Annotated in this window: 20 protein-coding genes and 2 tRNA genes; 6 read left to right on the plus strand and 16 right to left on the minus strand. The window is 65.5% G+C overall.

Going from position 1 to position 23,820, the window contains the following annotated elements; genetic code table 11:
• Positions 1–15 precede the first annotated feature (15 nt).
• The 3 genes from pyrH to rpsB form a co-directional block, all read right to left on the minus strand.
• The gene (gene pyrH, locus ACTHQV_RS10125) at positions 16–738 is read right to left on the minus strand and encodes a UMP kinase (RefSeq protein ID WP_440490054.1); all 723 of its coding nucleotides are present in this window, start codon (positions 736–738) and stop codon (positions 16–18) included.
• Between the two features lie 144 nt (positions 739–882).
• Positions 883–1,812 (minus strand): translation elongation factor Ts, encoded by a 930-nt coding sequence (tsf, locus tag ACTHQV_RS10130; RefSeq protein ID WP_440490056.1) that lies wholly within the window; start codon positions 1,810–1,812, stop codon positions 883–885.
• A 91-nt stretch (positions 1,813–1,903) separates the two neighbouring features.
• Positions 1,904–2,683, minus strand: coding sequence for a 30S ribosomal protein S2 (gene rpsB / locus ACTHQV_RS10135; protein WP_440490058.1), 780 nt, complete (start codon positions 2,681–2,683; stop codon positions 1,904–1,906).
• A gap of 181 nt (positions 2,684–2,864) precedes the next feature.
• Here rpsB and ACTHQV_RS10140 point away from each other — a divergent pair, with 181 nt between their 5' ends.
• The gene (locus ACTHQV_RS10140; RefSeq protein WP_440490059.1) at positions 2,865–3,164 is read left to right on the plus strand and encodes a hypothetical protein; all 300 of its coding nucleotides are present in this window, start codon (positions 2,865–2,867) and stop codon (positions 3,162–3,164) included.
• Here ACTHQV_RS10140 and ACTHQV_RS10145 read toward each other — a convergent pair.
• A complete protein-coding gene (locus tag ACTHQV_RS10145) occupies positions 3,127–3,894 on the minus strand; it encodes a CDP-alcohol phosphatidyltransferase family protein (protein ID WP_440490061.1) in 768 nt (255 codons plus the stop codon). The two genes, ACTHQV_RS10140 and ACTHQV_RS10145, sit on opposite strands and share 38 nt — an antisense overlap.
• A 1-nt stretch (position 3,895) precedes the next feature.
• Positions 3,896–4,627, minus strand: a complete 732-nt coding sequence (locus tag ACTHQV_RS10150; RefSeq protein ID WP_440490062.1) for a phosphatidylserine decarboxylase — start codon at positions 4,625–4,627, stop codon at positions 3,896–3,898.
• A gap of 121 nt (positions 4,628–4,748) precedes the next feature.
• On the opposite strand from ACTHQV_RS10150, the gene ACTHQV_RS10155 reads away from it, so the two are divergent.
• Complete coding sequence (locus ACTHQV_RS10155; protein ID WP_345875610.1) at positions 4,749–5,969, plus strand: NADP-dependent isocitrate dehydrogenase; 1,221 nt, start codon at positions 4,749–4,751, stop codon at positions 5,967–5,969.
• Between the two features lie 105 nt (positions 5,970–6,074).
• Positions 6,075–7,850, plus strand: coding sequence for a cation:proton antiporter domain-containing protein (locus ACTHQV_RS10160; RefSeq protein ID WP_440490064.1), 1,776 nt, complete (start codon positions 6,075–6,077; stop codon positions 7,848–7,850).
• A 4-nt stretch (positions 7,851–7,854) separates the two neighbouring features.
• Here ACTHQV_RS10160 and ACTHQV_RS10165 read toward each other — a convergent pair whose 3' ends face one another.
• Positions 7,855–8,904 (minus strand): Glu/Leu/Phe/Val family dehydrogenase, encoded by a 1,050-nt coding sequence (locus ACTHQV_RS10165; RefSeq protein ID WP_440490066.1) that lies wholly within the window; start codon positions 8,902–8,904, stop codon positions 7,855–7,857.
• Between the two features lie 26 nt (positions 8,905–8,930).
• Positions 8,931–9,007: transfer RNA gene (locus ACTHQV_RS10170), tRNA-His, on the minus strand.
• Positions 9,008–9,088: 81 nt separating this feature from the next.
• Between ACTHQV_RS10170 and ACTHQV_RS10175 the strand changes: the two genes are divergently transcribed.
• A complete protein-coding gene (locus ACTHQV_RS10175; protein ID WP_440490067.1) occupies positions 9,089–9,766 on the plus strand; it encodes a prolyl hydroxylase family protein in 678 nt (225 codons plus the stop codon).
• A gap of 54 nt (positions 9,767–9,820) precedes the next feature.
• On the opposite strand, the gene ACTHQV_RS10180 is transcribed toward ACTHQV_RS10175, so the two are convergent.
• From ACTHQV_RS10180 to lon, 5 genes are all read right to left on the minus strand, one after another.
• The gene (locus ACTHQV_RS10180; protein ID WP_440490069.1) at positions 9,821–12,637 is read right to left on the minus strand and encodes a TonB-dependent receptor domain-containing protein; all 2,817 of its coding nucleotides are present in this window, start codon (positions 12,635–12,637) and stop codon (positions 9,821–9,823) included.
• A 103-nt stretch (positions 12,638–12,740) separates the two neighbouring features.
• A complete protein-coding gene (locus ACTHQV_RS10185; protein WP_440490401.1) occupies positions 12,741–14,369 on the minus strand; it encodes a hypothetical protein in 1,629 nt (542 codons plus the stop codon).
• 265 nt (positions 14,370–14,634) lie between these two features.
• Positions 14,635–14,709: transfer RNA gene (locus ACTHQV_RS10190), tRNA-Val, on the minus strand.
• 51 nt (positions 14,710–14,760) lie between these two features.
• Complete coding sequence (locus ACTHQV_RS10195) at positions 14,761–15,033, minus strand: HU family DNA-binding protein (protein WP_055756411.1); 273 nt, start codon at positions 15,031–15,033, stop codon at positions 14,761–14,763.
• Between the two features lie 186 nt (positions 15,034–15,219).
• Entirely contained in the window at positions 15,220–17,703 is a 2,484-nt protein-coding gene (gene lon / locus ACTHQV_RS10200) for an endopeptidase La (protein WP_440490070.1), read from the minus strand.
• 94 nt (positions 17,704–17,797) lie between these two features.
• Here lon and ACTHQV_RS10205 point away from each other — a divergent pair, with 94 nt between their 5' ends.
• Together ACTHQV_RS10205 and ACTHQV_RS10210 are read left to right on the plus strand one after the other, a co-directional pair.
• Entirely contained in the window at positions 17,798–19,498 is a 1,701-nt protein-coding gene (locus ACTHQV_RS10205; protein ID WP_440490071.1) for a M1 family metallopeptidase, read from the plus strand.
• Positions 19,499–19,524: 26 nt separating this feature from the next.
• Positions 19,525–19,731 carry a hypothetical protein gene (locus ACTHQV_RS10210; RefSeq protein WP_440490072.1) on the plus strand — a complete coding sequence of 69 codons (207 nt, stop codon included), beginning with the start codon at positions 19,525–19,527 and terminating at the stop codon, positions 19,729–19,731.
• Here the strand turns inward: ACTHQV_RS10210 and ACTHQV_RS10215 are convergent.
• The 4 genes from ACTHQV_RS10215 to ACTHQV_RS10230 form a co-directional block, all read right to left on the minus strand.
• Positions 19,715–20,884 (minus strand): calcium:proton antiporter, encoded by a 1,170-nt coding sequence (locus ACTHQV_RS10215; protein ID WP_440490074.1) that lies wholly within the window; start codon positions 20,882–20,884, stop codon positions 19,715–19,717. The two genes, ACTHQV_RS10210 and ACTHQV_RS10215, sit on opposite strands and share 17 nt — an antisense overlap.
• A 62-nt stretch (positions 20,885–20,946) precedes the next feature.
• On the minus strand, positions 20,947–21,657 hold the full coding sequence (locus tag ACTHQV_RS10220) for an HAD family hydrolase (protein ID WP_440490075.1): 711 nt from the start codon (positions 21,655–21,657) through the stop codon (positions 20,947–20,949).
• A gap of 101 nt (positions 21,658–21,758) precedes the next feature.
• Entirely contained in the window at positions 21,759–23,024 is a 1,266-nt protein-coding gene (gene clpX / locus ACTHQV_RS10225; protein WP_055756400.1) for an ATP-dependent Clp protease ATP-binding subunit ClpX, read from the minus strand.
• A gap of 128 nt (positions 23,025–23,152) precedes the next feature.
• Positions 23,153–23,782: an ATP-dependent Clp protease proteolytic subunit gene (locus ACTHQV_RS10230; RefSeq protein ID WP_242117705.1), complete on the minus strand. Its 630-nt coding sequence runs from the start codon at positions 23,780–23,782 to the stop codon at positions 23,153–23,155.
• Positions 23,783–23,820 lie beyond the last annotated feature (38 nt).

Raw genomic sequence — 23,820 nt, forward strand, 5'->3', positions numbered from 1 at the left:
CGACTTCCTTCTAATTCAAGCGTTGTTCTGAACGATCGTCGACACACCTTCGCCCGCCAGCACGGCGGCGAGATTGCCTTCGTCACGAATGTTGAAGACGACGATCGGGATATTATTGTCGCGGCACAGCGCAACCGCCGATGCGTCCATGACCTTCAGGTCGTCGGCCAGCACACGGCCGAAGCCGAGCGTGTCGTAACGCTTGGCAGTCGGCACCTTCTTGGGATCGGCATCATAGACGCCGTCGACGCTGGTGCCCTTGAACAGCGCTTCGCAACCCATTTCGGCGGCGCGCAGCGCGGCGGTGGTGTCGGTGGTGAAGAACGGGCTGCCGGTGCCGGCAGCGAAGATCACGACGCGGCCCTTTTCCATGTGCCGCACGGCACGGCGGCGGATATAGGGTTCGCATACCGACGCCATCGGGATCGCGGACTGGACGCGGGTTTCGATGCCCATCTGCTCCAGCGCGTTCTGCATCGCCAGCGCGTTCATCACGGTCGCCAGCATGCCCATATAATCGGCACTGGCGCGTTCGAAGCCCTTGGCGGCCCCGGCGACACCCCGGAAAATATTGCCGCCGCCGACGACGATGCAGACCTCATGCCCTTCGCCCCGCGCCGCCTTGATCTCACGCGCGACACGCTCGCACATCGCCGGATCGATGCCGAACTGCCCCGATCCCATCAGGACCTCGCCCGAGAGTTTCAGGAGGATACGGTTGAAACGGGGACGGGTCATGACACCTGCGGAAATGGACTATCGGGAGCGCGGCGGACCCTAGCCGCGCATGCCCGCAAAGCCAAGCGACGTTATGCCGATGCAAAACGGGCCGCGTGGGCAGAGTGCCCGCGCGGCCCGCAAAGGTGGCAACGGTTGCGCGTATTAGCGCGCGAGACCTGCCGTGGCGGCGACCTCGGCGGCGAAGTCGCTCTCTTCCTTCTCGATGCCTTCGCCGAGCTGGAAGCGGACATAGTCCTTCAGCACGATCGAGGTACCGGCATCCTTCGCCGCCTTGGCGACGACGTCGGCGACCGGGGTCTTGCCGTCCATCACGATCGGCTGGCTGAGCAGCGCGTTTTCCTTGGCGAACTTCTTCACCGAGCCTTCGACCATCTTGGCGATGATGTCGGCCGGCTTGCCCGAATCGGCGGCCTTTTCGGTCGCGATCTGGCGCTCGCGCTCCAAAATGTCCTGGTCGAGACCGCTCTCGTCCAGCGCCAGCGGGAAGGCGGCGGCGATGTGCATCGCGATCTGCTTGCCGAGCGGCTCGAGCACGTCGACACCGGCGTCCGATTCCAGCGCGACCAGCACGCCGATCTTGCCGAGGCCCGGGCCGGCCGAGTTGTGGACGTAGGGGATCACCGCGCCCTTGGCGACTTCGACGGCCTTCGCACGACGCAGCACCTGGTTCTCGCCGATGGTCGAGATGTTGGCGACCAGCGCGTCCTCGACGGTGCCGCCGTTCGGCATCGTCTGGCCCTTCAGCGCCTCGACATCATCACCCGATTCCAACGCGATGGCGACAACGTCGCGGACGAAGCTCTGAAACTGGTCGTTCTTCGCGACGAAGTCGGTCTGGCTGTTAACTTCGATCGCGACGCCCTTGGTGCCGGCGACGGCAACGCCGACCAGACCTTCGGCCGCAGTACGGCTCGACTTCTTGGCGACGGCGGCGAGACCCTTGGTCCGCAGCCAGTCGACGGCGGCTTCCATGTCGCCATTGTTCTCGGACAGCGCCTTCTTGCAGTCCATCATGCCGGCGCCCGAGCGCTCACGCAGTTCCTTGACGGCGGCGGCGGTAACTTCTGCCATGATCAGGCTCCTGTTTGGTGTTCGATATGCTTGCGGGCGAGGCAGCGCGGTTTCCGCCCTGCCCCGCCCGCACGTCAGTTCCGTGACAGCGTTACGCTTCGACGGTCGCTTCCGGTTCGGCGGTCAGCGCCTCTTCCGCCGGCGGCTCGTCCATCGCGCCGAGGTCGCGGCCCGAATAAGCGGCGGCCTGCTGGCCACCACGGGTCGCAGCGATCGCGATGGCTTCGCAGTACAGACGGATCGCGCGGCTGGCGTCGTCGTTCGCGGGGACCGGGAAGGCGATGCCGTCGGGCGAGACGTTCGAATCGAGGATCGCGACGACCGGGATACCCAGCGTGTTGGCTTCCTTGATCGCCAGCTCTTCCTTGTTCGCGTCGATCACGAACATGATGTCGGGAATGCCGCCCAGATCGCGGATACCGCCGAGCGACAGCTCGAGCTTGTCCTTCTCGCGGGTCAGGTTCAGCACTTCCTTCTTGGTCAGGCCGTGCGTGTCGCCCGACAGCTGCTCTTCGAGCGCCTTCAGACGCTTGATCGAGTTGCTGATCGTCTTCCAGTTGGTGAGCATGCCGCCCAGCCAGCGATGGTTGACGAAGTGCTGGCCCGACTTGCGGGCTGCTTCGGCGATCGGCTCCTGCGCCTGACGCTTGGTGCCGACGAACAGGACCTTGCCGCCCGACGCGACGGTCGACGACACGAATTCCAGCGCGCGCGCGAACAGCGGCACGGTCTGCGACAGGTCGAGGATGTGAACGCCGTTACGATCGCCAAAGATGTACGGCTTCATCTTCGGGTTCCAGCGGTGGGTCTGGTGGCCGAAGTGCGCGCCCGATTCGAGCAGGGCCTGCATGGTGACGACAGGTGCCGCCATAGGATAATTCCTTCCGGTTGATCCTCTGGGAAGCAGGAACCCTGAAGGAGCCGAAGGCTCGGGCACCGGTATATGCGCTTCCCATGTGGGGTTGAGATCGGCGCCGTTAGCGCAAAACGTACCAACGATCAAGTGTTGACGTTGGAACGATATGAGAACATTAAGGGTGCATAAACGGACCATGGAACCGTGGTTCGGCGAAGATGTTGCACCTTTTGCGGTTTTTTTGAAATCGCATGTTCCGGGGAGTTTCGAGATGGCCCTGTTTGCTTCTGCTTTGTTCGCTGCCGCGTTCCTGATCGCCATGGGAACGATCGTCGCCACCATCCTGCCGGCAAGCGACCGCATCCTGCGCCTGCTGCGCCGGGGCCCGGAATGGACGATCGATCCGTTGCCGCCGGTCCGCCTTACCTCGCGGCGGGGCGTCATCCGGCAGCGCGCCGCTACGGCCGCGCCGCAGCCGCTTCGCGCTGCCGCCTGATCCGACCATAGCTGCGGATGCTGAACGGCAGCGTAGCTAGATAGGCGACGCAGACGACCGTCAGCGTCTGCCACGGCGCCGAGACCAGCGCCGCCGCGACGATCACGAGGATCGCGATCGCTTCGAACCGGATGTGTCGGCGCAGCTTGAGCGACGACCAGCTGAAGGTCGCTAGGCTCGAGACCATCAGGAACGCGACGAACGCCACCCATGGCGCCACGATCCACGGCGAGCGAAAGATCGCTTCGTCGCTCCAGATCCAGATATAGAGCGGCAGCATCGCCAGTCCCGCGCCTGCCGGGGCGGGAATACCGGTCAGGAAGCCGGCCGATTTGTGCGGCTGATCCGCCACGTCGATGCGGGCATTGAACCGTGCGAGCCGCAGCGCGGTGAAGACCGCATAGATCAGCGATACGATCCACCCGACGCGCGGTTCGTTGAGCAGCGCCCACAGATAAAGGATCAGCGCCGGCGACACACCGAACGAGATGGCGTCCGACAGCGAGTCGAGCTCGGCGCCGAACCGGCTCTCGCCACGCAGCATCCGCGCGACGCGACCATCGATGCCGTCGAGCACCCCGGCGAGCAGCACCATCAGTACGGCGCGTTCCCATTCGCCACCGATCGCAAAGCGAATACCGGTCAGGCCGGAACACAGCGCGAGCGCAGTGACCGCGTTGGGGGCGAGGGCACGCAGCGGAATGCCGCGGACGGGCAAGGGGCGCCGCATCTTACTGGGCGATCCCGGCGGGTGCGGGCAGGCCCGGCCGGCCCAGCACGGTTTCGCCAGCGACGCTGCGCTGGCCCAGCACGACCTGCGGTTCGATCCCCTCGGGCAGGAACACATCGACCCGGCTGCCGAAGCGGATCAGTCCGACCCGTTGTCCGGCGGCGACGATATCTCCGGGCTTCACGAAGCCGACGATGCGCCGCGCGACCAGCCCCGCAATCTGGGTGAAGCCGACGCGCTGTCCGTCGAGGCTTTCGACCACGACATGCTGGCGCTCATTCTCGTCGCTTGCCTTGTCGAGATCGGCGTTCAGGAACTTGCCCGAGATATAGACCACCTGCCGGATCGTCCCTGCAATCGGGGTGCGGTTGATATGGACGTCGAACACCGACATGAAGATCGACACGCGCACCAGCGGCCGATCGCCCAGGCCGTTTGGTCCGCGCAGTTCGGGCGGCAATTCGACCCGCTGGATCATCGTCACCAGCCCGTCGGCAGGCGCGACGATCAGTCCCTCGCCCTGCGGCGTGGTCCGCACCGGATCGCGAAAGAACGCGGCGACCCATAACGTCACCAGTCCCATCGGCCATGCCAGCGTCTCCCACGCCATGAAGGCGAAGAAGGCGGTGACGGCGGCGGCGATGAGGACGTATTTGCGCCCTTCGGGATGTACCGAGGACCAGCGCCACTTGACGGTCGTGGTGCCGACCGCGGGCTTTTCGAGCGATGCCATGAAGCGTGGTGTACCCAAGGTAGGCCGTGCTGACAACCGCCGCGCATCCGCGACGCGGTTGATCCTTGCCGACCGACCCCGTAAGGCCGCGCCAATCGCAACAGAAATCGAGAGCAGGCGCATGGCGAAGATCAAGGTCAAAACCCCGGTCGTAGAGATCGACGGCGATGAAATGACCCGCATCATCTGGGCATGGATTCGCGAGCGGCTGATCCAGCCCTATCTCGAAATCGACCTCGATTATTACGACCTCGGCATCGAAAAGCGCGACGAGACCGACGACAAGATCACCGTCGACAGCGCCAAGGCGATCCAGAAGTACGGCGTCGGCGTGAAGTGCGCGACGATCACCCCCGACGAGCAGCGCGTCGAGGAATTCGGCCTGAAGAAGATGTGGCGCTCGCCCAACGGCACGATCCGCAACATCCTGGGCGGCGTCGTTTTCCGCGAACCGATCGTCATTTCGAACGTGCCGCGCCTCATCCCGGGCTGGACCAAGCCGATCGTCGTCGGCCGTCATGCATTCGGCGACCAATATAAGGCGACCGATTTCAAGGTGCCGGGTGCCGGCAAGCTGACCATGAAGTGGGAAGGCACCGACGGGCAGGTGATCGAGGAGGAAGTGTTCGACTTCCCCGCCGCCGGCGTCGCCATGGGCATGTACAATCTCGACGAATCGATCCGCGATTTCGCGCGCGCGTCGATGAACTACGGCCTCGGCCGCGGCTGGCCGGTGTATCTGTCGACCAAGAACACGATCTTGAAGGCCTATGACGGCCGATTCAAGGACATCTTTGAGGAAGTGTTCGCGACCGAGTTCAAGGACCAGTTCCAGGCCGCCGGCATCGAATATCAGCACCGCCTGATCGACGACATGGTCGCCAGCGCGCTCAAGTGGCACGGCGAATTCGTCTGGGCCTGCAAGAACTATGACGGCGACGTGCAGTCGGATCAGGTCGCGCAGGGCTTCGGTTCGCTGGGCCTGATGACGTCGGTGCTGATGTCGCCGGACGGCAAGACGATCGAGGCAGAAGCGGCGCACGGCACCGTCACCCGCCACTATCGCCAGCATCAGCAGGGCAAGGCAACCTCGACCAACCCGATCGCGTCGATCTTCGCATGGACCGGCGGCCTGAAGTATCGCGGTAAGTTCGACGATACGCCCGAGGTCACCAAGTTCGCCGAGACGCTCGAGCGGGTCTGCATCGAAACCGTCGAAGCCGGCCACATGACCAAGGATCTTGCGATCCTGATCGGCCCGAACCAGCCGTGGATGACCACCGAGCAGTTCTTCGAACAGGTTCGCGTCAACCTCGAAGCGGCGATGGGCTCGCAGGGCTAAACGCCCCTCCTCCGCGGCCGGACGGACGGCGTCTATCCGATGGGATGGGCGCCGTTCGTGCGTTAGCGGTTGCCGCCACCGTGTCGCATCCGCAACAATGGCCCTATGCCGTTGCCGATTGATTCCACGCCGTTCAGTGATTCGCTGGTCATATTGGGGGCCGCCGGCCTCGTCATTCCCGCCTTCGCCCGTTTCCGCGTCAACCCGGTGATCGGGTTCATCCTCGTCGGCGTGCTGGTCGGCCCTTACGGCCTCGGCGCTTTGGTCGACCGGGTGCCGTGGCTGTTCCACATCACCATCACCGATCGCCATTCGATCGAACCCTTTGCCGAATTCGGCATTATCCTGCTGCTATTCTCGATCGGCCTCGAACTGTCGTTCAAGCGGCTGTGGGCGATGCGACGGCAGGTGTTCGGGCTGGGCGCGGCGGAGCTGCTCGGGTCGGGGCTGTTGATCGGTTTGGCGCTGATGGTCATGGGACAGGCGAGTGCCGGCGCGATCGGCCTCGGCCTCGCTCTGGCGCTATCGTCGACCGCGCTGGTGCTGCCGATGGCGGGCACGACCGGACCGGTCGGGCGCACCGCCTTTGCGATGCTGTTGTTCGAGGATCTTGCGCTGGTCCCGATCATCTTCGCGCTGGGCGCGCTGGCGCCGACCGCCAGCGACGATGGCTGGGCTGGCCTCGCGAACACCGCGCTATGGGGCGGGGTCAGCGTCGCCGCGCTTTATCTGGCCGGCCGCTTCATCCTGCCGAAACTGTTCGCGCAGGCAGCGCGGACGAAGAGCCCCGAACTGTTCCTGTCGGCCAGCCTGCTGGTCGTGATCGTCGCCAGCCTCGTCACCACCGCCGCCGGGCTGTCGCCGATCGTCGGTGCGCTACTGGCGGGCCTGCTGATCGCCGAAACCGAATATCATAGCGAGGTCGAGGTCATCACCGCGCCGTTCAAGGGGCTGGCGCTCGGCGTGTTCCTCATCACCATCGGCATGAGCCTCGATATCGCGACGATCATCGAGAATTGGCCGGAACTGCTCGGCGCGATCGCCGGTGTCGTCGTGCTGAAGGCGGTGGTGACCGGCGCGCTGCTCTGGGTCAACGGGGTGCGTCCCGGCACCGCGACCGAAACCGGCCTGCTGATGGCCAGTCCATCCGAAACCACGTTGATCGTGCTCGGCGCAGCGACGCAGGCGCAGCTGATCCAGGCATCGACCGCCGCCTTCTGGCAGACGGTGACCGCCATCGGCCTCACCATCACGCCGTTGCTGGCGATGCTCGGCAAGCGCGCATCGCGACGGATCGAGCGCCGGACCGGGACCGAGGAAGCGCCGCCGGTCGATCCGACCGGATCGGGCGTGGTTATCATCGGCTTCGGCCGCGTCGGGCGGCTGGTCGCGGAGATGCTCAAGACGCATGGCAAGCGCTACATCGCCGTTGATTCGGACATCGACAATGTCGCCGCGGCGCGGGCGGAGGGGCATCCGATCCTGTTCGGCGACGTCGCGCGATCCGAACTGGTCGACCGGCTCGATCTGGGGCGGGCGACCGCCCTCGTGCTGACGATGGACGACCCGGTACTGACGGTGCGGCTGACGCGGCGCGTGCGCGGATGGGTGCCGAACCTGACGATCCTCGCCCGCGCTCGCGATGCGGCCCATGCCGCCGAACTCTATGCGGCAGGGGTCAGCGACGCGGTGCCGGAAACGCTCGAAAGCTCGCTGCAACTGTCCGAAGCGGTGCTGGTCGATCTGGGTGTCGCGATGGGACCGGTGATCGCATCGATACACGAAAAGCGCGATGAACTGCGCCAGTCGATCCGCGAACAGGCCAGCATCGAACGCGAACCGCGCATCCGCCGGTTGCGCCGGGTCGACGACCCGGCGTGACGGTTCAGCCGCGGCCGATCAGGCGGCGGGCGATCGCGTCGGCGACTTCGGAATGCGGGCGGCCGCTGGCGTCGCTTTCGTCCCACACCTCGACCAGCCGGTCGGGGATGCGCGCGATGCGGCTCTCGACCTCGGCCCGGTCGCCCTGCCCCAGATATTCGAGCGCGACGTTGATGATGCCGCCGGCGTTGATGACGTAATCGGGCGCATAGAGGATGCCGCGTTCCTGCAGCCGCTTGCCGTCCCCTGCCGTCGCCAGCTGGTTGTTGGCACCACCGGCCACCGCCTTGCACTTGAGCGCCGCGATCGTCGCTTCGTCGAGCACCGCACCGAGCGCATTGGGGCTGACGATATCGGCCTCCAGCGTCAGCACCGAAGCGGGATCGGCGGTCGTCGCGCCCAGTTCGCTGGCCAGTGCCTCGGCACGCGCTTCGTTGACGTCCGCCAGCGTCAGCACCGCACCGTCCTTCGCCAGCAAGCGCGCCAGACCGCCACCGACCGACCCGACGCCCTGCACCGCGACGCGCACGCCGCGCATGTCGTCGCTGCCCAGCGCCCGCTTGGCCGCGGCGCGAACGCCCAGATAGACGCCCATCGCGGTGAACGGCCCCGGATCGCCACCGGCATTGCCCGCCGCCACCGGCAGGCCCGACACATATTTGGTCGCGCCGGAAATGGTCATCATGTCGGCTTCGGACATGCCGACATCCTCGGCCGTCACATAGCGGCCGCCGAGCGATTCGACCGCGCGCCCAAAGGCGCCGAGCAGTTCGGGGGTCTTGGCGCCGCCCTCGGGTGCCAACACCACGCCCTTGCCGCCGCCCATCGGCAGCCCGGCCATCGCATTCTTGAAGCTCATGCCGCGCGACAGGCGCAGCGCGTCGGTGACCGCCGCATCGCTGCTGGCATAGCGCCAGAAGCGAACCCCACCCGCCGCCGGCCCGAGCGCGGTCGAGTGGACCGCGATCACGCAGCGCAGACCGGTCTTGTGATCGGAGAACAGGTGAATGCCTTCGTGATCGTCGAAGTCGGGATAGCCCCAATCGGTCTGCACGGCGGCGGCTCCAGCGCTGTAAGGGATGGGGCGACCGACGGGACTTGAACCCGCAACTTCCGGCATCACAAGCCGGCGCTCTAACCAATTGAACTACGGTCGCCGTGGAAGGGCGCGCTTAGCCGGGCCGTACGCATCGGTCAAGCAGTGGCGTGCCGACAATCGTTCTGGCAGGAAAAAGTCCATGGAAACGGCCCCGCCCCCTGCCCCCGCCCGCCCGAATCTCGGCTCCGGCTTCCCCTCCGAACCGGTCGTCGACCACATCATGACCCGACCGGGCGTGCAGCGGGTGCCGAGCGCCAAGCTGTCGCTGTTCATTCGCCGCGGCCTGATCCCGGCCGATCTCTGCGCCGCGTTGATCGACCGGATCGATGCCAAGCGCCGCCCTTCGACCATCGCAGACGCCAATGGCGACCCGACTTTCCGCACCAGCGAGACCTGCGACCTCGATTCGAGCGACCCGGTCGTCGCCGCCGCCGAAGCGCTGATCTTCGATTTCTGCGGCCTCGACCCGGCGCATGGCGAGCCGTTGCAGGGGCAGCGCTATGCCGTCGGGCAGGAGTTCAAGGCGCATACCGATTATTTCGATCCGCAGGGCGGCGACTTCGCCCGCTATTGCTCGGTCGCCGGTAACCGGACCTGGACGGTGATGCTGTATCTGAACGAACCGGGTGCCGGCGGCGCGACGCGGTTCAAGGCGATCGACAAGATCGTCCAGCCCGAAACCGGCAAGTTGCTGGCGTGGAACAATTTGCGCGCCGATGGCAGCCCAAATCCGGCGACATTGCACCATGGGATGAAGGTGCGCGACGGCACCAAATATGTGCTGACCAAATGGTTTCGCGAACGTCCCTGGGGATAAGCGAACGGGCCGCCGGCATCGCTGCCGACGGCCCGTCGCCACCCGATCGTTCGATCAGAACTGCGCGGTGATCCCCAGCGAGAATACGCGGCCCAGATCGTAGCGGTTGATATAGACCTGATTGCCGCCGAAATTCTGGCTTTCGCTGTAACGCGTACCGGTCAGGTTACGCGCTTCGGCCTTCACTTCCAGCTGCGCGCCGGCAACTTCGAAGCCCTGCCGCCCGACCAGATCGAGCCGGATGCCCGGACGCTCGACGATATCGGGCTGGAACCCCGCACCCGACAGGTTCGACGGACCGCGATTGGTCACCCGATCGCTGGCATAGTTGAACAGCAACGTCAGCTGCGACAATGCCGCCGTATCCTCGACACCGATCTGGACGTTGACCAGATGGTCCGACTGTCCGGTCAGCGGCGCGCCGTCGCGGAACAGTGCGTTGGCCCGACCGAAGCCGGCCTGACAACCGCCGATACCCGGCGACCCCAGCGCCGCCGCCGGATTGGGCACGCAGGTGCCGTCCGCCGTGATCTGCGACTGGGTATAGGTATAGTTGGCGAGTAGCAGGAGGCGACGGGTCGCGAAGAAATTGCCGAGCCCGCTCAGCGGCACGTATCTCTGCGCCTCGACCTCGGCACCGTACAGCGTCGCCTTGGGCAGATAGGTGAAACCGGTCTGCAGCGTCGCGTCTGGGCTGGGATAGAAGCCCGCCTGTTCGATCGGGTTGTCGATCCGCTTGTAGAAGCCCGCAGCGGTAATGCGCTGATCGCGGCCGAAGAAATATTCGTAGCGGCCTTCGAGGTTCCACAGCTCCGAGTCGCGCAGGTTCGGGTTACCGAAGAACAGGCGATCCGAATCGGGATCGCGGAACTGCTGCGGGGCCAGTTCGCGGAACTGCGGACGCGAGATCGTCTTCGCGCCGCTGAGGCGGAACTGCATGTCCGACGCGAAATTCCATGTCAGCGTGCCCGCGGGCAGCCAATAGGCGTTCTTCAGGACCGTCGGCGTCAGGTTGATCGGCGTGACCTGTTCGTTCGCGGTTTCATAGCGAACGCCGGCGACCGCGCGCAGGCCATCGGACACCTCGGCCTCCGCCTGGACGTAACCGGCATGGATTTCGAGGCTGGCGTCATAGGCATAGGCGCCGGCCTGGGTATTGAACTGCAACTCGATCGTGCAGGCGCCGGTGCCGCGCTGCGGACAGGCGTTGAACAGCGAATCGGGCGACAGCAGATAGTCGGGCCGCAACAGATTGTTGGGGAAGCCCGGCGCGGTGCCGGCACCGTCGCTGGTCTGGTAGTTGAATTGCAGGCGACGCGAGGACCGGTCGGTGTTCGAATAGAAATAGCCTGCCGATACGGTCATCGGACGATCGGTCGGCAGCTTGTACGCCAAGTCCGCCTGACCCGTATACAGGTCTTCGTTCAGCTCGCTGAACACGACGCTGGCAAAGGGCGAGAAGCGCTGCGTCACCTGATAGGCGCCGTTGCAGTTGAAGCCGCGCGAAACCGGGGCATCGGTGACCGTGATCGGATAGCCGTTGGTGGTGCGGTTCGAGCAGAGATAGTCGAACTGACGCTCGTACGGCGCATTGCGCTTCGAATTGGCGAAGGCACCGCGCGCATCGAACTTAAGCGCGTCGGTCAGCTTGAATTCGCCAACCAGCTGGCTCTCGATCAGCTGGCGTTCGAACCAGTTGGTGTTCTGCTGCACGCGCAGGCCGCTGAAATTGTTGTAGTTGTCCGACGCGGCCAGGCGACCCTGCTTCAGCGTGTCGTGAATATAGACGTTGGTCCAGCGCAGCGTGTTGTCGTTGAACTCGTACCCCAGCCCGACCAGCCCGTTGGCGACGATCCGGTTGTCGGTCAGCACGGTGCGGAAGTCGTTGCGGACGGTGCCGTTCTCACTGACGCTGTCCTGCTGGATCGCATCGCGGGTGCGGAAGGTGTTGGAGAGGCCGAGCGAGGCGATGACGCCCAGCCGGTCGCTGCCGACATCGAACACCGATCCGCCGGCAATCTCGCCCGACAGATTGGCAGGCAGCTGGTTGTTGACCTGCAACAGCGAGGTGCGGGCATTGTCGAGCTGCGCGACCTGCGCGACCGGGATCAGACCCGAACCCTTGTCGGCATTGCGGATGAACGACGGTACGCCGCGCGTCCCGTCGTCATAGCCGATCCAGTCGCTCTTGCCGCCGGCATAGACATAGCCGAGCTCGCTGGTCGTGACCGTATCGGCTGCGATAGACCCGCCGATCGACAGGAAATTCTTCTTCGGGATCGCTTTCGACGTCAGGTTGATGACGCCGCCGCCGAATTCGCCGGGAAAGTTGACCGAATAGGTTTTCTGCACCAGCGCCGATCCGACGATCGAGGTCGGGAAGATATCGAGCGGGACCGAACGGCGCAGCGGCTCGGGGCTGGGCAGCGGCGAGCCGTTGAGCAGCGACGACGAGTAGCGATCGCCAAGGCCACGGACATAAACGAAGCCGCCGCCAACGACCGACAAGCCGGTCACGCGGGTAAGCGCACCGGCGATGTCGCCGTCGCCGGTGCGGGCAATGTCGGCTTCGGACAGGACCGACACGATCTGCGGCGTGGCGCGGACCACGTTCGGGATGTTGCGACCGACGACGACAATTTCCTCGCCCGCGGCTTCGTCGAAACCGGGCGACGAGACTTCGGCCGGGGCATCGGTCGTGGTGCCGTCCTGCGGCGCCGACGCGGCGGTATCGGGTTCGGTGCCGGTCTGCACGACCGGCGGTGTCGCGGTGGCGGGGGCCGGCGGCGTGGTCGATTGCGCCAGCACGGCCGGCGCAACCAGCTGCGACGTCAGGAGAAGGAGTGTTGCGTAAGCGCGGCGGTGCTGCATGGCCGTTGATCCACCTTGTAATTCTGAAAGAGCGAATGCCGGGACGGGCGTATCGGCCCGCCCCGGCATCGGCGTGTCATCGCGGGTTAGGCGACGGGTCGGATCAGCGGCCCTGGCAGGCGAAGTAGACCGACGAGAACACCGGCGGGCCCGCTTCCTGCTTCGTCGCATCCGCCGCGCGGATCGTCGAGCGATCCGAGGCGCTGGTCTCGCCAGCGATCAGGTTGATGCAGGCGACGTTGCCGACCGACTTCACCACGCCGTTGACATAGCGCATGTCGGAACCGCCACGCTGACGGATCGCCGCCGGGGCGAGCGCAGTCTGGATGAAGGTGAAGTTGGCATAGGTGCTGTAGGTACGCGGCAGCAGGTCCTCGCCGTTATTCGAGTCGATCTCGGTCGAGAACGAGTCGGCGGTCGCGCCGAGCACGCGCTGTGCTGCGATCATGAACTGCATGAAGCCGCGATAGCCGTTGTCGATGTCGAAGCCGTCATCGTCGGCGCCGGTGATGGCGATGTACTTCAAGTTGGTCGTGCCGCCGAAGATTTCGATGCCGTCATCGGCCGAGTTGTGGCTCTGGATATGATCCAGCACGGTGCCGCTGCCGGTACCGCCCAGCGTCAGGCCCTGCAGTTCGTTGCCGTCGCTGATGGCGATGCCCGAATAGCGGATCTGGACGTAGGACATCTGGCCCGAATTGTCGGCGGCGTTCGGCCCGCCATAGAAGCGGCCGGTCACGCCCTCGATTGCCTGCTGGCAGGTGGTCGACGAACCGTCGGCGTTGTTCGGGCCGGTACCGGTGGCGCAGACCGCAGTCGGCGCACGGCCGAGCAGGATGATGCCGCCCCACTGACCCTGCGATGCGTCCGACACGCCGTTATTCACCAGGTTCTGCTGCGAGGTAAAGATGATCGGCGCGTCGCGGGTACCGATCGCCGAAAGCTTCGAACCACGGTTCACCAGCAGCAGGTCGTTGGTGTTTTCCGACGAGTCGGCCGCGATCACCGAACCGGCGGCGATGGTCAGCGTTACGCCGGCCGCACCGGTGCTGCCGAGATCGGTTCCGACCTCGGTCTGGCCGCGCAGGCGATAGACAACGCCCGCGATCTTCGGCAGCGACAGGTCTGCCGTGATGTTCTGCGGCAGGCGGCAATAACGCAGGGTCGGGCTCGACGAACTGTTCGTGCCGTCATCGATCGTGCCGGTCGGGCAGACCGAGGTCGCAGCAGCGTAGGTACCGATCGACGGCACCGCGGTGCAGCGCGCGCCCGAACCGCCGAATTCGGCCGAGGTCGAGTTGCAGGTCCAGCCTTGGAAGGCGGTGTCGGTCGGGCCGTTCAGCGCGCCGACATAGTTGGTGCTGGTGAAGAAGCTGTTGATCGTCGACGGATCGGTCGCGGTCGTGAGCGACGCTGCGCCGGCCGGATAGACGCCGTTCAGCACCGAACCGACGCCATTGACGTTGTTGTTGGTGCCGGCGTTGACGATCGCCAGCTGTTCGTCCGACGTGATGGTGATGCCGTTGACGGTGGTCTGCGCGGCGAACTGCGCGGCGGTGATCGCGCTCGGCGCGGTCGAGGTCGGCGTGGGCGTCGGAGCCGGCGCCGGCACGGTCACGTTGATGCTGCCCGCCCCCGGCGATGCGACGCCATCGGCACCGCTGCACCCGGCGAGCGCCGCGCAGGCCGTCGTCGCCATGAGAATAAAGCCGAAGCGCTTGCTGCTGGCCATCACCGATGAACTCCCGAAACTTGGTTGGTCGTTGTGCGGGCGCGAGACCCGGCGATCGTCCAAGGCTCCCCCTTCGGCCGACCCACGGCCGCCGCGTTAGGGATGCTGCATGACGGGAACATGCGATTCCGATGAAGTTTCGGAGACGGTATGGTTTCGGTTTTATGACAGCGGGCGACAGGGCAACGAGCCGCCCGGAATCAGAAACGGCCGCCCGGCCCGTCGCCTCTGAACAGAGGTCTGACGTGCCGGACGGCCGTTGATCTGGTGGGCGCGACAGGGATTGAACCTGTGACCCCACCCGTGTGAAGGGTGTGCTCTACCGCTGAGCTACGCGCCCGGAAACCCGGAGGCCGGCTCCCTAAAGGGGTCCGGCCATGCTGTCCAGACCTTAATTCACCGAATCCTTCAGGCCCTTGCCGGCCTTGAACTTCGGCTGCGACGACGCCTTGATCGTCATCGGTTCGCCGGTGCGCGGATTGCGGCCGGTCGATGCCTTGCGCTTCGATACCGAAAACGTGCCGAACCCGACGAGGCGCACTTCGTCGCCCTTCTTGAGCGCCGCCGAGATGACGTCGAATACCGCTTCGACCGCCTTCATCGCATCGCCGCGGGTGAGCCCCGAATGGTCGGCGACCTGCCCGATCAGCTCCTGCTTGTTCATCCCGTGGAACCCCCTTTGTCTCAAAGAAATATGGCCAGACTCGAACGCGGCAATAAGGCCGCTGCGTCGGACGCTGTCAAAGCAAATTGCCAATGTGAGCGCAATCCAATGGATTGCGTAGCGTCGCCTACGTACGCCGCTTCGGCGACGCCGGCGGGACGGTGCTACCCCTCCCGCCGGCCCTGATCAATGCGGCCGCGATTCGGCGATGCCCGGTACCGGCACCGGCGGCTGCGCGGCCAGATCGTCCGCCTCGGTCCAATCGATCGCGGTCAGCGGCTCGGTCAGCGCGAGTCGCAGCACCTCGTCGACATGCGACACCGGGATGATCTCCAGCCCGGTGCGGATATTGGCGGGGATTTCCGCCAGATCCTTCTCGTTCTCGACCGGGATCAGCACGGTGGTGATCCCGCCGCGCAGCGCCGCCAGCAGCTTTTCCTTCAACCCGCCGATCGGCAGCACGCGACCGCGCAGCGTCACCTCGCCGGTCATCGCCACCTCGCGCCGGACCGGCACCCCGGTCAGCGTCGACACGATCGAGGTGACCAGCCCGATGCCCGCCGACGGACCGTCCTTCGGCACCGCCCCTTCGGGCAGGTGGATATGCACGTCCTTGCGGTGGAACAGGCTCGGCTTGATGCCATAGCCGGGCGAGCGCGCCTTGACATAGCTCCACGCCGCCTCGACCGATTCCTTCATCACGTCGCCGAGCTTGCCGGTGGTCTTGACCGCCCCCTTGCCCGGCACGGTGACGCTTTCGATCGTCAGTAGTTCGCCGCCGACCTCGGTCCAGGCCAGCCCGGTGACCGCCCCGATCTGGTGCTCCTCCTCGCCCACGCCGAAGCGGTATTTGCGCACCCCGGCGAATTCGGCGAGGTTTTCGGGCGTCACGGTGACCGACGTCGCCTTGCCCTCGAGGATGCGGCGCAACGCCTTGCGCGCCAGCTTTGCGATCTCGCGCTCCAGCGTCCGCACGCCGGCTTCCCGGGTATAATAGCGGATCAGGTCGCGGAGGCCCGTCTGGGTCAGTTCGAACTCACCGGCCTTCAGCCCGTGCGCATCGACCTGCTTGGCGACCAGATGGCGTTCGGCGATCTCGACCTTCTCGTCCTCGGTATAGCCCTCCAGCCGGATGATCTCCATCCGGTCGAGCAGCGGCTGCGGCAGGTTCAGCGTGTTCGCGGTGCACACGAACATCACGTCCGACAGATCGATGTCGATCTCCAGATAGTGATCGTTGAACTTCGCATTCTGTTCGGGGTCGAGCACCTCGAGCAGCGCCGATGCCGGATCGCCACGGAAATCCTGTCCCAGCTTGTCGATCTCGTCGAGCAGGAACAGCGGGTTCGAGGCGCCTGCCTTGCGCAGGTTCGTCACGATTTTGCCCGGCAGCGACCCGATATAGGTCCGGCGATGGCCGCGAATCTCGGCCTCGTCGCGCACGCCGCCCAGCGACTGGCGGATGAACTCGCGCCCCGTCGCCTTGGCGATCGACTTGCCAAGACTGGTCTTGCCGACGCCGGGCGGGCCGACGAGGCACAGGATCGGCCCCTTCAGCTTGTTGGTCCGCGCCTGCACCGCCAGATATTCGACGATCCGGTCCTTGACCTTCTCCAGCGCGTAATGATCCTCGTCGAGGACGGTCTGCGCGACGGCGATGTCCTTCTTCAGCTTGGACTTCTTGCCCCATGGCAGGCCGAGCAGCACGTCGAGGTAATTGCGCACGACGGTCGCCTCGGCGCTCATCGGCGCCATCGTCTTCAGCTTCTTGAGCTCCGACGTCGCCTTGGTCCGCGCTTCCTTGCTCAGCTTCAGCGTCGCAATCTTCTGCGTCAGCTCGGCGATCTCGTCGCCATCGCCATCCTCGCCCTCGTTGCCGAGTTCGCGCTGGATCGCCTTCAGCTGCTCGTTCAGATAATATTCGCGCTGGGTCTTCTCCATCTGCCGCTTCACACGGCTGCGGATCTTCTTCTCGACCTGCAACACGCCCAGCTCACCTTCCATGAAGGCGAAGACCATCTCCAGCCGCTTTTGCGGATCGGCCTCGACCAGCAGCGCCTGCTTGTCGGCGACCTTGACCGCGATATTGCCGGCGACCGCATCGGCGAGGCGCGAGGCATCGTCGAGCTCGGACAGCTGCACCGCCGTCTCGGCGGGCAGCTTCTTGTTGAGCTTGGCATAATTCTCGAACTGGTCGACGACCGAGCGCATCAGCGCCTTCAACTCGGCGCTCGGCTGCGCGACCGCTTCGGCGACGCGGTCGGCCATGCCTTCGTCGGCGTCTTCCAGCGTCGTGTCGCCGGCTTGCGCCGGGGTGACCGTCGCCACCAGATAATTGTCGACCGTTTCCAGTTCGGTCAGCGTCGCGCGCGCCTTGCCCGATACCAGCACCCGGACGGTGCCGTCGGGCAGCTTCAGCATCTGCATGACCTCGGCCGACACGCCGACATCGTACAGGTCTTCGCGCGCCGGATCGTCCTCACCCGGATCGAGCTGCGCCACGAGGAAGATTTCCTTCGATCCGGCCATCGCCGCTTCCAGTGCGGCAACCGACTTGTCGCGCCCGACGAACAGCGGCACGATCATGTGCGGGAAGACAACGATATCGCGCAGCGGCAGCACCGGCAGCTTCAGCGGCTCGAACGAAACGGAATTGGTATTCTCGGACATGGACACTCCACGACCCGGCCGAACTGCCGGACCCACACACCTATATGGTGGTGATTACCGCCCCATCAATCTCCGGTCGATGGGAAGCTGAACTGTGACGATCGCATTGGCGTTGCTGTTGGCGGGCGCTGTGGCGCAGGCGCCCGCCCCCAAACTGCCCCCGATCCCGCCGATCCACCCGATGACGTTGCGGTCGGGGGGCGAGGTCGCGCCGGAGCGCGCCGCGCTGCGGCTGGCGCATGTCGATCTGGCGATCGAGGCGTTGCCCGAACGGCGCACGCTGTCCGGCCGGGCGGTCCTGACGCTCGACGCCAAAGCGGCGACGCCGCGAATCGTCATCGACCTCGACGACGCCTTCACCGTCTCGGCAGTCGCGATCGGCGGCGCGCCCTTGCCGGAGACGGCTTGGCGACAGGCTGGCGGCCAGATCGCGATCGACCGTCCGCTCACCGCCGGGCAGCGGGCGACGGTCGAGATTCGCTATGCCGGGCAACCGCGCGTCGCCAAGCGCGCGCCATGGGACGACGGCTTCGTATGGAGCGAATGGCAGGGCAAGCCCTGGTTCGGCACGACCGCGCAGCTGACCGGATGCGATCTGTGGTGGCCGTGCCTCGATTTTCCGGCGGGCGAGCCGGCAGCGGCCGACCTGCACTTCACCGTCCCCGCCGGCCTGTCCGCCCCCGCCAATGGCGTGCTGCGCGGCATTGACCGGCTGCCCGACGGGCGCACGACCTGGAACTGGCATTCGGGGTCGGTGAACCCCTATGCGCTGGCGATCAGCGTCGGCCCCTATAGCGAGATGAAGGGCGAGTACCGCAGCCGCTACGGCAACGTCATCCCGCTCCAGCTCTGGCATCTGACCGGCAAGGAGGCGCAGGCGGCGCGGCTGTTCGCCGAATTCGCCCCGACGCTCGATTTCTTCGAACGGGTCATCGGCCCCTATCCCTTCGCCGATCAGAAGGTCGGCGTGGTCGAGACGCCGTATCTCGGCATGGAGCATCAGACGATCAACGCCTATGGCAATGGCTACAAGCCGGCGGCCGAGGGGTTCGACTGGCTGTTCCAGCACGAATTCAGCCACGAATGGTTCGGCAACCAGATGACGGCGGCCGATTGGGACGATTTCTGGCTGCATGAGTCGTTCGCCGCCTACATGCAGCCGCTCTATGCGAAATGGCGCGAGGGCGATGCCCGCTATATCGCGATGATGCTGATCCAGCGCGACCGGATCGCGGCCAAGGTACCGGTCGTCTCGGGCGTGCCCCGCACCGCGCGGGCGATGGAAGGGAAGGCCGGTCCCGGCACCGACGTTTACTTCAAGGGCGCGTGGATGCTGCACAGCCTGCGCAGCCTGATCGGGGACCGGGCGTTCTTCGCGGCGACCCGGCGGCTGGTCTATGGGCGTCCCGATCCGAAGCCGGGCAATTTCCGCCCCCGCTTTGCCACCACCCGCGATTTCGAAACGGCGGTGGCGCAGGAAAGCGGACGCGATCTGCGCTGGTTCTTCGACGTCTATCTGCGTCGGGCGACCCTGCCCGACCTGATCGAAACCCGCGACGGCGACACGCTCACGCTCCGGTGGAAGGTGCCGGGCGATGGCCCCTTCCCCCTGCCCGTCGAGGTGGAGGTCGATAGCGTCGTCCAGACGTTGCCGATGGCCGATGGCAGCGGGACGATCGCCCTGCCCGGCGATGCCCATGTCGTCATCGACCCGATGGCCCGGTTGCTGCGCCGGTCGACCGCGGTCGAACGGATGCAGGCACCGATTGCCCAGCCACGCGTTGCAACCTCATGAAACAGCTTCAAAAACGATCGGCCGAAATGGCCGCGACCTTCATGATCGGCGACGGAATGCTCGGCCTGTTGCAGCCGCGCCGCCATGTCGAACTGTGGCAGGAACGGGCGGGCGGCGCGGAATGGCTGGTCCGGCCGTTCGTCGGCCATCCCGGCCGCCGCCGCGCCTATGCCGTACTACAGATCGCCGCCGGGCTGGCGCTCGCCGCCCGGCAGGTCAAGGCACGACCGTGACGAAGATATAGGCGGCAAAGATCGTCAGGTGGACGATGCCGGCCAGCACCGTCGTCCGCCCATTGCCCAGCGTCAGCGTCGACACGAGCAGCGACAGCGCGAACAGTACCGTCGACTTGCCGTCGATCCCCAGCGACAGCGGCCAGCCCATCACCAGCGATACGATCGCCACACTGGGAATGGTCAGCCCGATCGTCGCTAACGCCGACCCCATGGCGAGGTTTAGGCTGGTCTGCAGCCGGTCCTTGCGCGCCGCCTTCACCGCCGCCAGGCTTTCCGGTGCGAGCACCAGCGCCGCGATCAGGATGCCGACCACCGCCAGCGGCAGCCCGGCGCCCAGCACTGCCGCCTCGATCGTCGGCGACAGGTCCTTGGCGAGCAGCACCACCCCGACCAGCGCGACCAGCAACGCCGCGAATGCGATCCATGCGGTACCGGCGCCCGGCGGCTCGGCATGGGCGTCCTTGGGCAGCGACCCGTCGGTCGCCGGCAGGAAATAGTCGCGGTGCCGCACCGTCTGCACCATCACGAACGTCGCATACAGGATCACCGACACCACCGCGACGAACGCCAGCTGCGAAGCCGACAGCGTCGGTCCGGCCACGGTCGAGGTATAGTTGGGCAGCACCAGCGACATCACCGCCATCGCCGCCAGCACCGACAGCGCGGCGCTCACCCCGCGCAGGACGAAGCGTTGCTCATGATGCCGGATTCCGCCGACCAGGACGCAAATCCCGACGATGAAATTCAGGATGATCATGATCGCCGCGAACACCGTATCGCGCGCCAGCGTCGCGACGTCGCCCGACCCCGACAGCATCAACGATACGATCAGCGACACCTCGATCACCGTCACCGCCACGGCCAGCACCAGCGTCCCGAACGGCTCGCCAACCTTGTGCGCCACAACCTCTGCATGGTGGACCGCGGCAATCACGCAGCCGATCATCACGACTGCCGCCAGTACCGCCCCGGTGCCACCGGCCTTGGCAAGATCCATTAGGATCGCGATCAGGCCGAGCACCGGGATCAGCAAAGACCACCATGGCAACGCCGTCCGATCGAGCAACGCCCGCTTCGTCGCCGGCGGGACTACCGCTTCCGCCTGCTCGACTGCCATCATCGCTTCGTGGTCGTTTGCTGCCGACATCATGCCTCCATGTTCGTTACGGTAAGGCAACACATGGTCGGACCGATGTTTCCCTGTCCGCCGGATTATCCGATGGTCGGGCGACCGATCGTGTCGATCCAGTCCGGCAGCTCGGCCAGCGATCCCAATTGCCGGAAGCGGTCGTGATTGGCCGGCGGCGGCGCGGCCTCATGCCCCCAAGCGAGCGGTTGCGGCACGAATGCCGCCCACGCACCCGCCGCGAGCGCCGGCAATATGTCCGAACGCATCGAATCGCCTGCCATCACCGCGCGGTCGGCATCGACGCCGTAGCGACCGAACAGGCGGGTAAACGTCTCGGTCGTCTTGTCGCTGACGATCTCGATGCCGGAAAAGCGATCGCCGAGCCCCGATGCCGCCAGCTTGGCTTCCTGATGCAGCAGGTCGCCCTTCGTCACCAGCACCAGCCGGCCGCGTTCGGCCAGCGCGTCGAGCGTCGCTTCGATGTCGTGCAGCAGTTCGACCGGATGCGCCAACAGCCGCCGCCCGGCAGCGAGCAGATCAGCGATGACCCCGCCCGGCAACCGATCACCACCCAGTTCGAGCGCGGTTTCGATCATCGACAGGGTAAACCCCTTGGCGCCATAGCCATAGAGTTTCAGGTTGCGCGCCTCGCACGCTTCCAGCGTCTCGATCGCCACATCGGCCGCGGCAAAGGGTTCGAGCATCGCGACGAAGGCGTCCTGCGCCTCCCCGAAATGGCGCATATTGTGCCACAGCGTGTCGTCGGCATCGAGGCAGATGAGTTCGATCGGCATGGCGCAGGCGATACCCGACGGTTCGCCGCTTCGAAAGGCCGCACAAACGAAACGGGCGCCGGTCGCCCGACGCCCGCTTCAACGATGCTGGGAAACCCGGCTTACGCCGCGTCGCCCGCCTTCTTCTTTTCGGCATAGACGCGAACCGGTTCCTTGCGGCCCTCGATCACGTCCTTGTCAACGACGACCTCGTCGACGCCGTCCATCGACGGCAGATCGAACATCGTGTCGAGCAGGATACCCTCGAGGATCGAGCGAAGCCCGCGCGCACCGGTCTTGCGTTCGATCGCCCGCTTCGACACCGAGACCAGCGCCTCGTCGTTGAAGCCGAGCTTCACGCCCTCCATGTCGAACAGCTTCTGATACTGTTTGACCAGCGCGTTCTTCGGTTCGGTTAGAATCTTGATAAGCGCGGCCACATCGAGATCCTCGAGCGTCGCGATCACCGGCAGACGGCCGACGAATTCGGGGATCAGCCCGAACTTCAGCAGATCCTCGGGCTCGGTCTGGCGCAGCACTTCACCGGTGCGGCGTTCCTCCGGCGCGGCGACATAAGCGCCGAAGCCGATCGACTTGCCCTGCAGACGGTCGGCGATGATCTTTTCCAGACCCGCGAACGCGCCACCGCAGATGAATAGGATGTTCGTCGTATCCACCTGCAGGAACTCCTGCTGCGGATGCTTGCGACCGCCCTGCGGCGGCACCGACGCGGTCGTGCCTTCCATAAGCTTCAGAAGCGCCTGCTGCACGCCCTCGCCCGATACGTCGCGCGTGATCGACGGGTTTTCCGCCTTGCGGCTGATCTTGTCGATCTCGTCGATATAGACGATGCCGCGCTGCGCCCGCTCGACGTTATAGTCCGACGCCTGGAGCAGCTTCAGGATGATGTTCTCGACATCCTCTCCGACATAGCCGGCTTCGGTCAGCGTCGTCGCATCCGCCATGGTGAACGGCACGTCGAGTATGCGCGCCAGCGTCTGTGCCAGCAGCGTCTTGCCGCAACCGGTCGGGCCGACCAGCAGGATGTTCGACTTCGCCAGTTCGACGTCGGCACCCTTCTGCCCGTGGTTCAACCGCTTGTAATGGTTGTGGACCGCGACCGACAGCACGCGCTTCGCCTGCTTCTGTCCGATGACATAGTCGTCGAGCACGTTGCAGATTTCCTGCGGCGTCGGAACCCCGCCATCCTTCTTCGCGACCAGTGCCGACTTCGTCTCCTCGCGGATGATGTCGTTGCACAGTTCGACGCATTCGTCGCAGATGAACACGGTCGGACCCGCGATCAGCTTACGCACCTCGTGCTGCGATTTGCCGCAGAACGAGCAGTACAGGGTGCTCTTGGAGTCGCCGCCGCTGAGCTTCGTCATTCAATTCATCTCCCGCGCCGCCGTGGCGCGTCTTTCCGCCTGTCAGGATACACACAGGCTTGTATCCGGCAATGCCTTAAAACTTTACCCGACCGCGCCGCCGGTTGAGACGCGGTCGGCCAGGCCGCTTACGCCGCCGGGGTTGCCTCCTCGGGCGCGCCCGGACGCTTGTCGAACACCTGATCGACCAGGCCGAACGCCTTGGCTTCCTCCGCCTCGAGGAAGGTGTCGCGGTCCATCGCCCGCTCGATCTCCTCCAGCGGCTTGCCGGTGTACTTCACGTACAGCGCGTTCATCCGGTCCTTGATGCGCTGAATTTCCTTCGCCTGGATCTGAATGTCCGACGCCATGCCCTGCGCACCGCCCGAGGGCTGGTGGATCATGATGCGGGCGTTGGTCAGCGCCACGCGCATGCCGGGCTCACCCGCCGCCAGCAGGAAGCTGCCCATCGACGCCGCCTGACCGATGCAGACCGTGCCGACGCGCGGACGGATATACTGCATCGTGTCATGGATCGCCATGCCGGCCGTCACCACCCCGCCCGGCGAGTTGATGTACATCCAGATGTCCTTCTTCGGATTTTCCGATTCGAGGAACAGCAGCTGGGCAGTGATGAGCGAGGCCATATGGTCCTCGACGCCGCCGGTCACGAACACGATCCGCTCGCGCAACAGACGCGAATAGATGTCAAAGCTGCGCTCGCCGCGGCTCGACTGTTCGATGACGATGGGGACGAGGGCGTCGTGAATATCGTGCATTGGGTTCCCGCTGAGTAGATTTCGACCCCTACATCGGC

The organism is Sphingomonas sp. SAFR-052 (assembly GCF_051965015.1).
Classification (GTDB): domain Bacteria; phylum Pseudomonadota; class Alphaproteobacteria; order Sphingomonadales; family Sphingomonadaceae; genus Sphingomonas.

What these genes read in the sequence shown, in the direction of transcription:
- pyrH (WP_440490054.1), bottom strand. Translation starts at nt 738, where the DNA reads ATGACCCGTCCCCGTTTCAACCGTATCCTCCTGAAACTCTCGGGCGAG.
- tsf (WP_440490056.1), bottom strand. Translation starts at nt 1,812, where the DNA reads ATGGCAGAAGTTACCGCCGCCGCCGTCAAGGAACTGCGTGAGCGCTCG.
- rpsB (WP_440490058.1), bottom strand. Translation starts at nt 2,683, where the DNA reads ATGGCGGCACCTGTCGTCACCATGCAGGCCCTGCTCGAATCGGGCGCG.
- ACTHQV_RS10140 (WP_440490059.1), top strand. Translation starts at nt 2,865, where the DNA reads ATGGAACCGTGGTTCGGCGAAGATGTTGCACCTTTTGCGGTTTTTTTG.
- ACTHQV_RS10145 (WP_440490061.1), bottom strand. Translation starts at nt 3,894, where the DNA reads ATGCGGCGCCCCTTGCCCGTCCGCGGCATTCCGCTGCGTGCCCTCGCC.
- ACTHQV_RS10150 (WP_440490062.1), bottom strand. Translation starts at nt 4,627, where the DNA reads ATGGCATCGCTCGAAAAGCCCGCGGTCGGCACCACGACCGTCAAGTGG.
- ACTHQV_RS10155 (WP_345875610.1), top strand. Translation starts at nt 4,749, where the DNA reads ATGGCGAAGATCAAGGTCAAAACCCCGGTCGTAGAGATCGACGGCGAT.
- ACTHQV_RS10160 (WP_440490064.1), top strand. Translation starts at nt 6,075, where the DNA reads ATGCCGTTGCCGATTGATTCCACGCCGTTCAGTGATTCGCTGGTCATA.
- ACTHQV_RS10175 (WP_440490067.1), top strand. Translation starts at nt 9,089, where the DNA reads ATGGAAACGGCCCCGCCCCCTGCCCCCGCCCGCCCGAATCTCGGCTCC.
- ACTHQV_RS10180 (WP_440490069.1), bottom strand. Translation starts at nt 12,637, where the DNA reads ATGCAGCACCGCCGCGCTTACGCAACACTCCTTCTCCTGACGTCGCAG.
- ACTHQV_RS10185 (WP_440490401.1), bottom strand. Translation starts at nt 14,369, where the DNA reads ATGGCCAGCAGCAAGCGCTTCGGCTTTATTCTCATGGCGACGACGGCC.
- ACTHQV_RS10195 (WP_055756411.1), bottom strand. Translation starts at nt 15,033, where the DNA reads ATGAACAAGCAGGAGCTGATCGGGCAGGTCGCCGACCATTCGGGGCTC.
- lon (WP_440490070.1), bottom strand. Translation starts at nt 17,703, where the DNA reads ATGTCCGAGAATACCAATTCCGTTTCGTTCGAGCCGCTGAAGCTGCCG.
- ACTHQV_RS10210 (WP_440490072.1), top strand. Translation starts at nt 19,525, where the DNA reads ATGGCCGCGACCTTCATGATCGGCGACGGAATGCTCGGCCTGTTGCAG.
- ACTHQV_RS10215 (WP_440490074.1), bottom strand. Translation starts at nt 20,884, where the DNA reads ATGATGTCGGCAGCAAACGACCACGAAGCGATGATGGCAGTCGAGCAG.
- ACTHQV_RS10220 (WP_440490075.1), bottom strand. Translation starts at nt 21,657, where the DNA reads ATGCCGATCGAACTCATCTGCCTCGATGCCGACGACACGCTGTGGCAC.
- clpX (WP_055756400.1), bottom strand. Translation starts at nt 23,024, where the DNA reads ATGACGAAGCTCAGCGGCGGCGACTCCAAGAGCACCCTGTACTGCTCG.
- ACTHQV_RS10230 (WP_242117705.1), bottom strand. Translation starts at nt 23,782, where the DNA reads ATGCACGATATTCACGACGCCCTCGTCCCCATCGTCATCGAACAGTCG.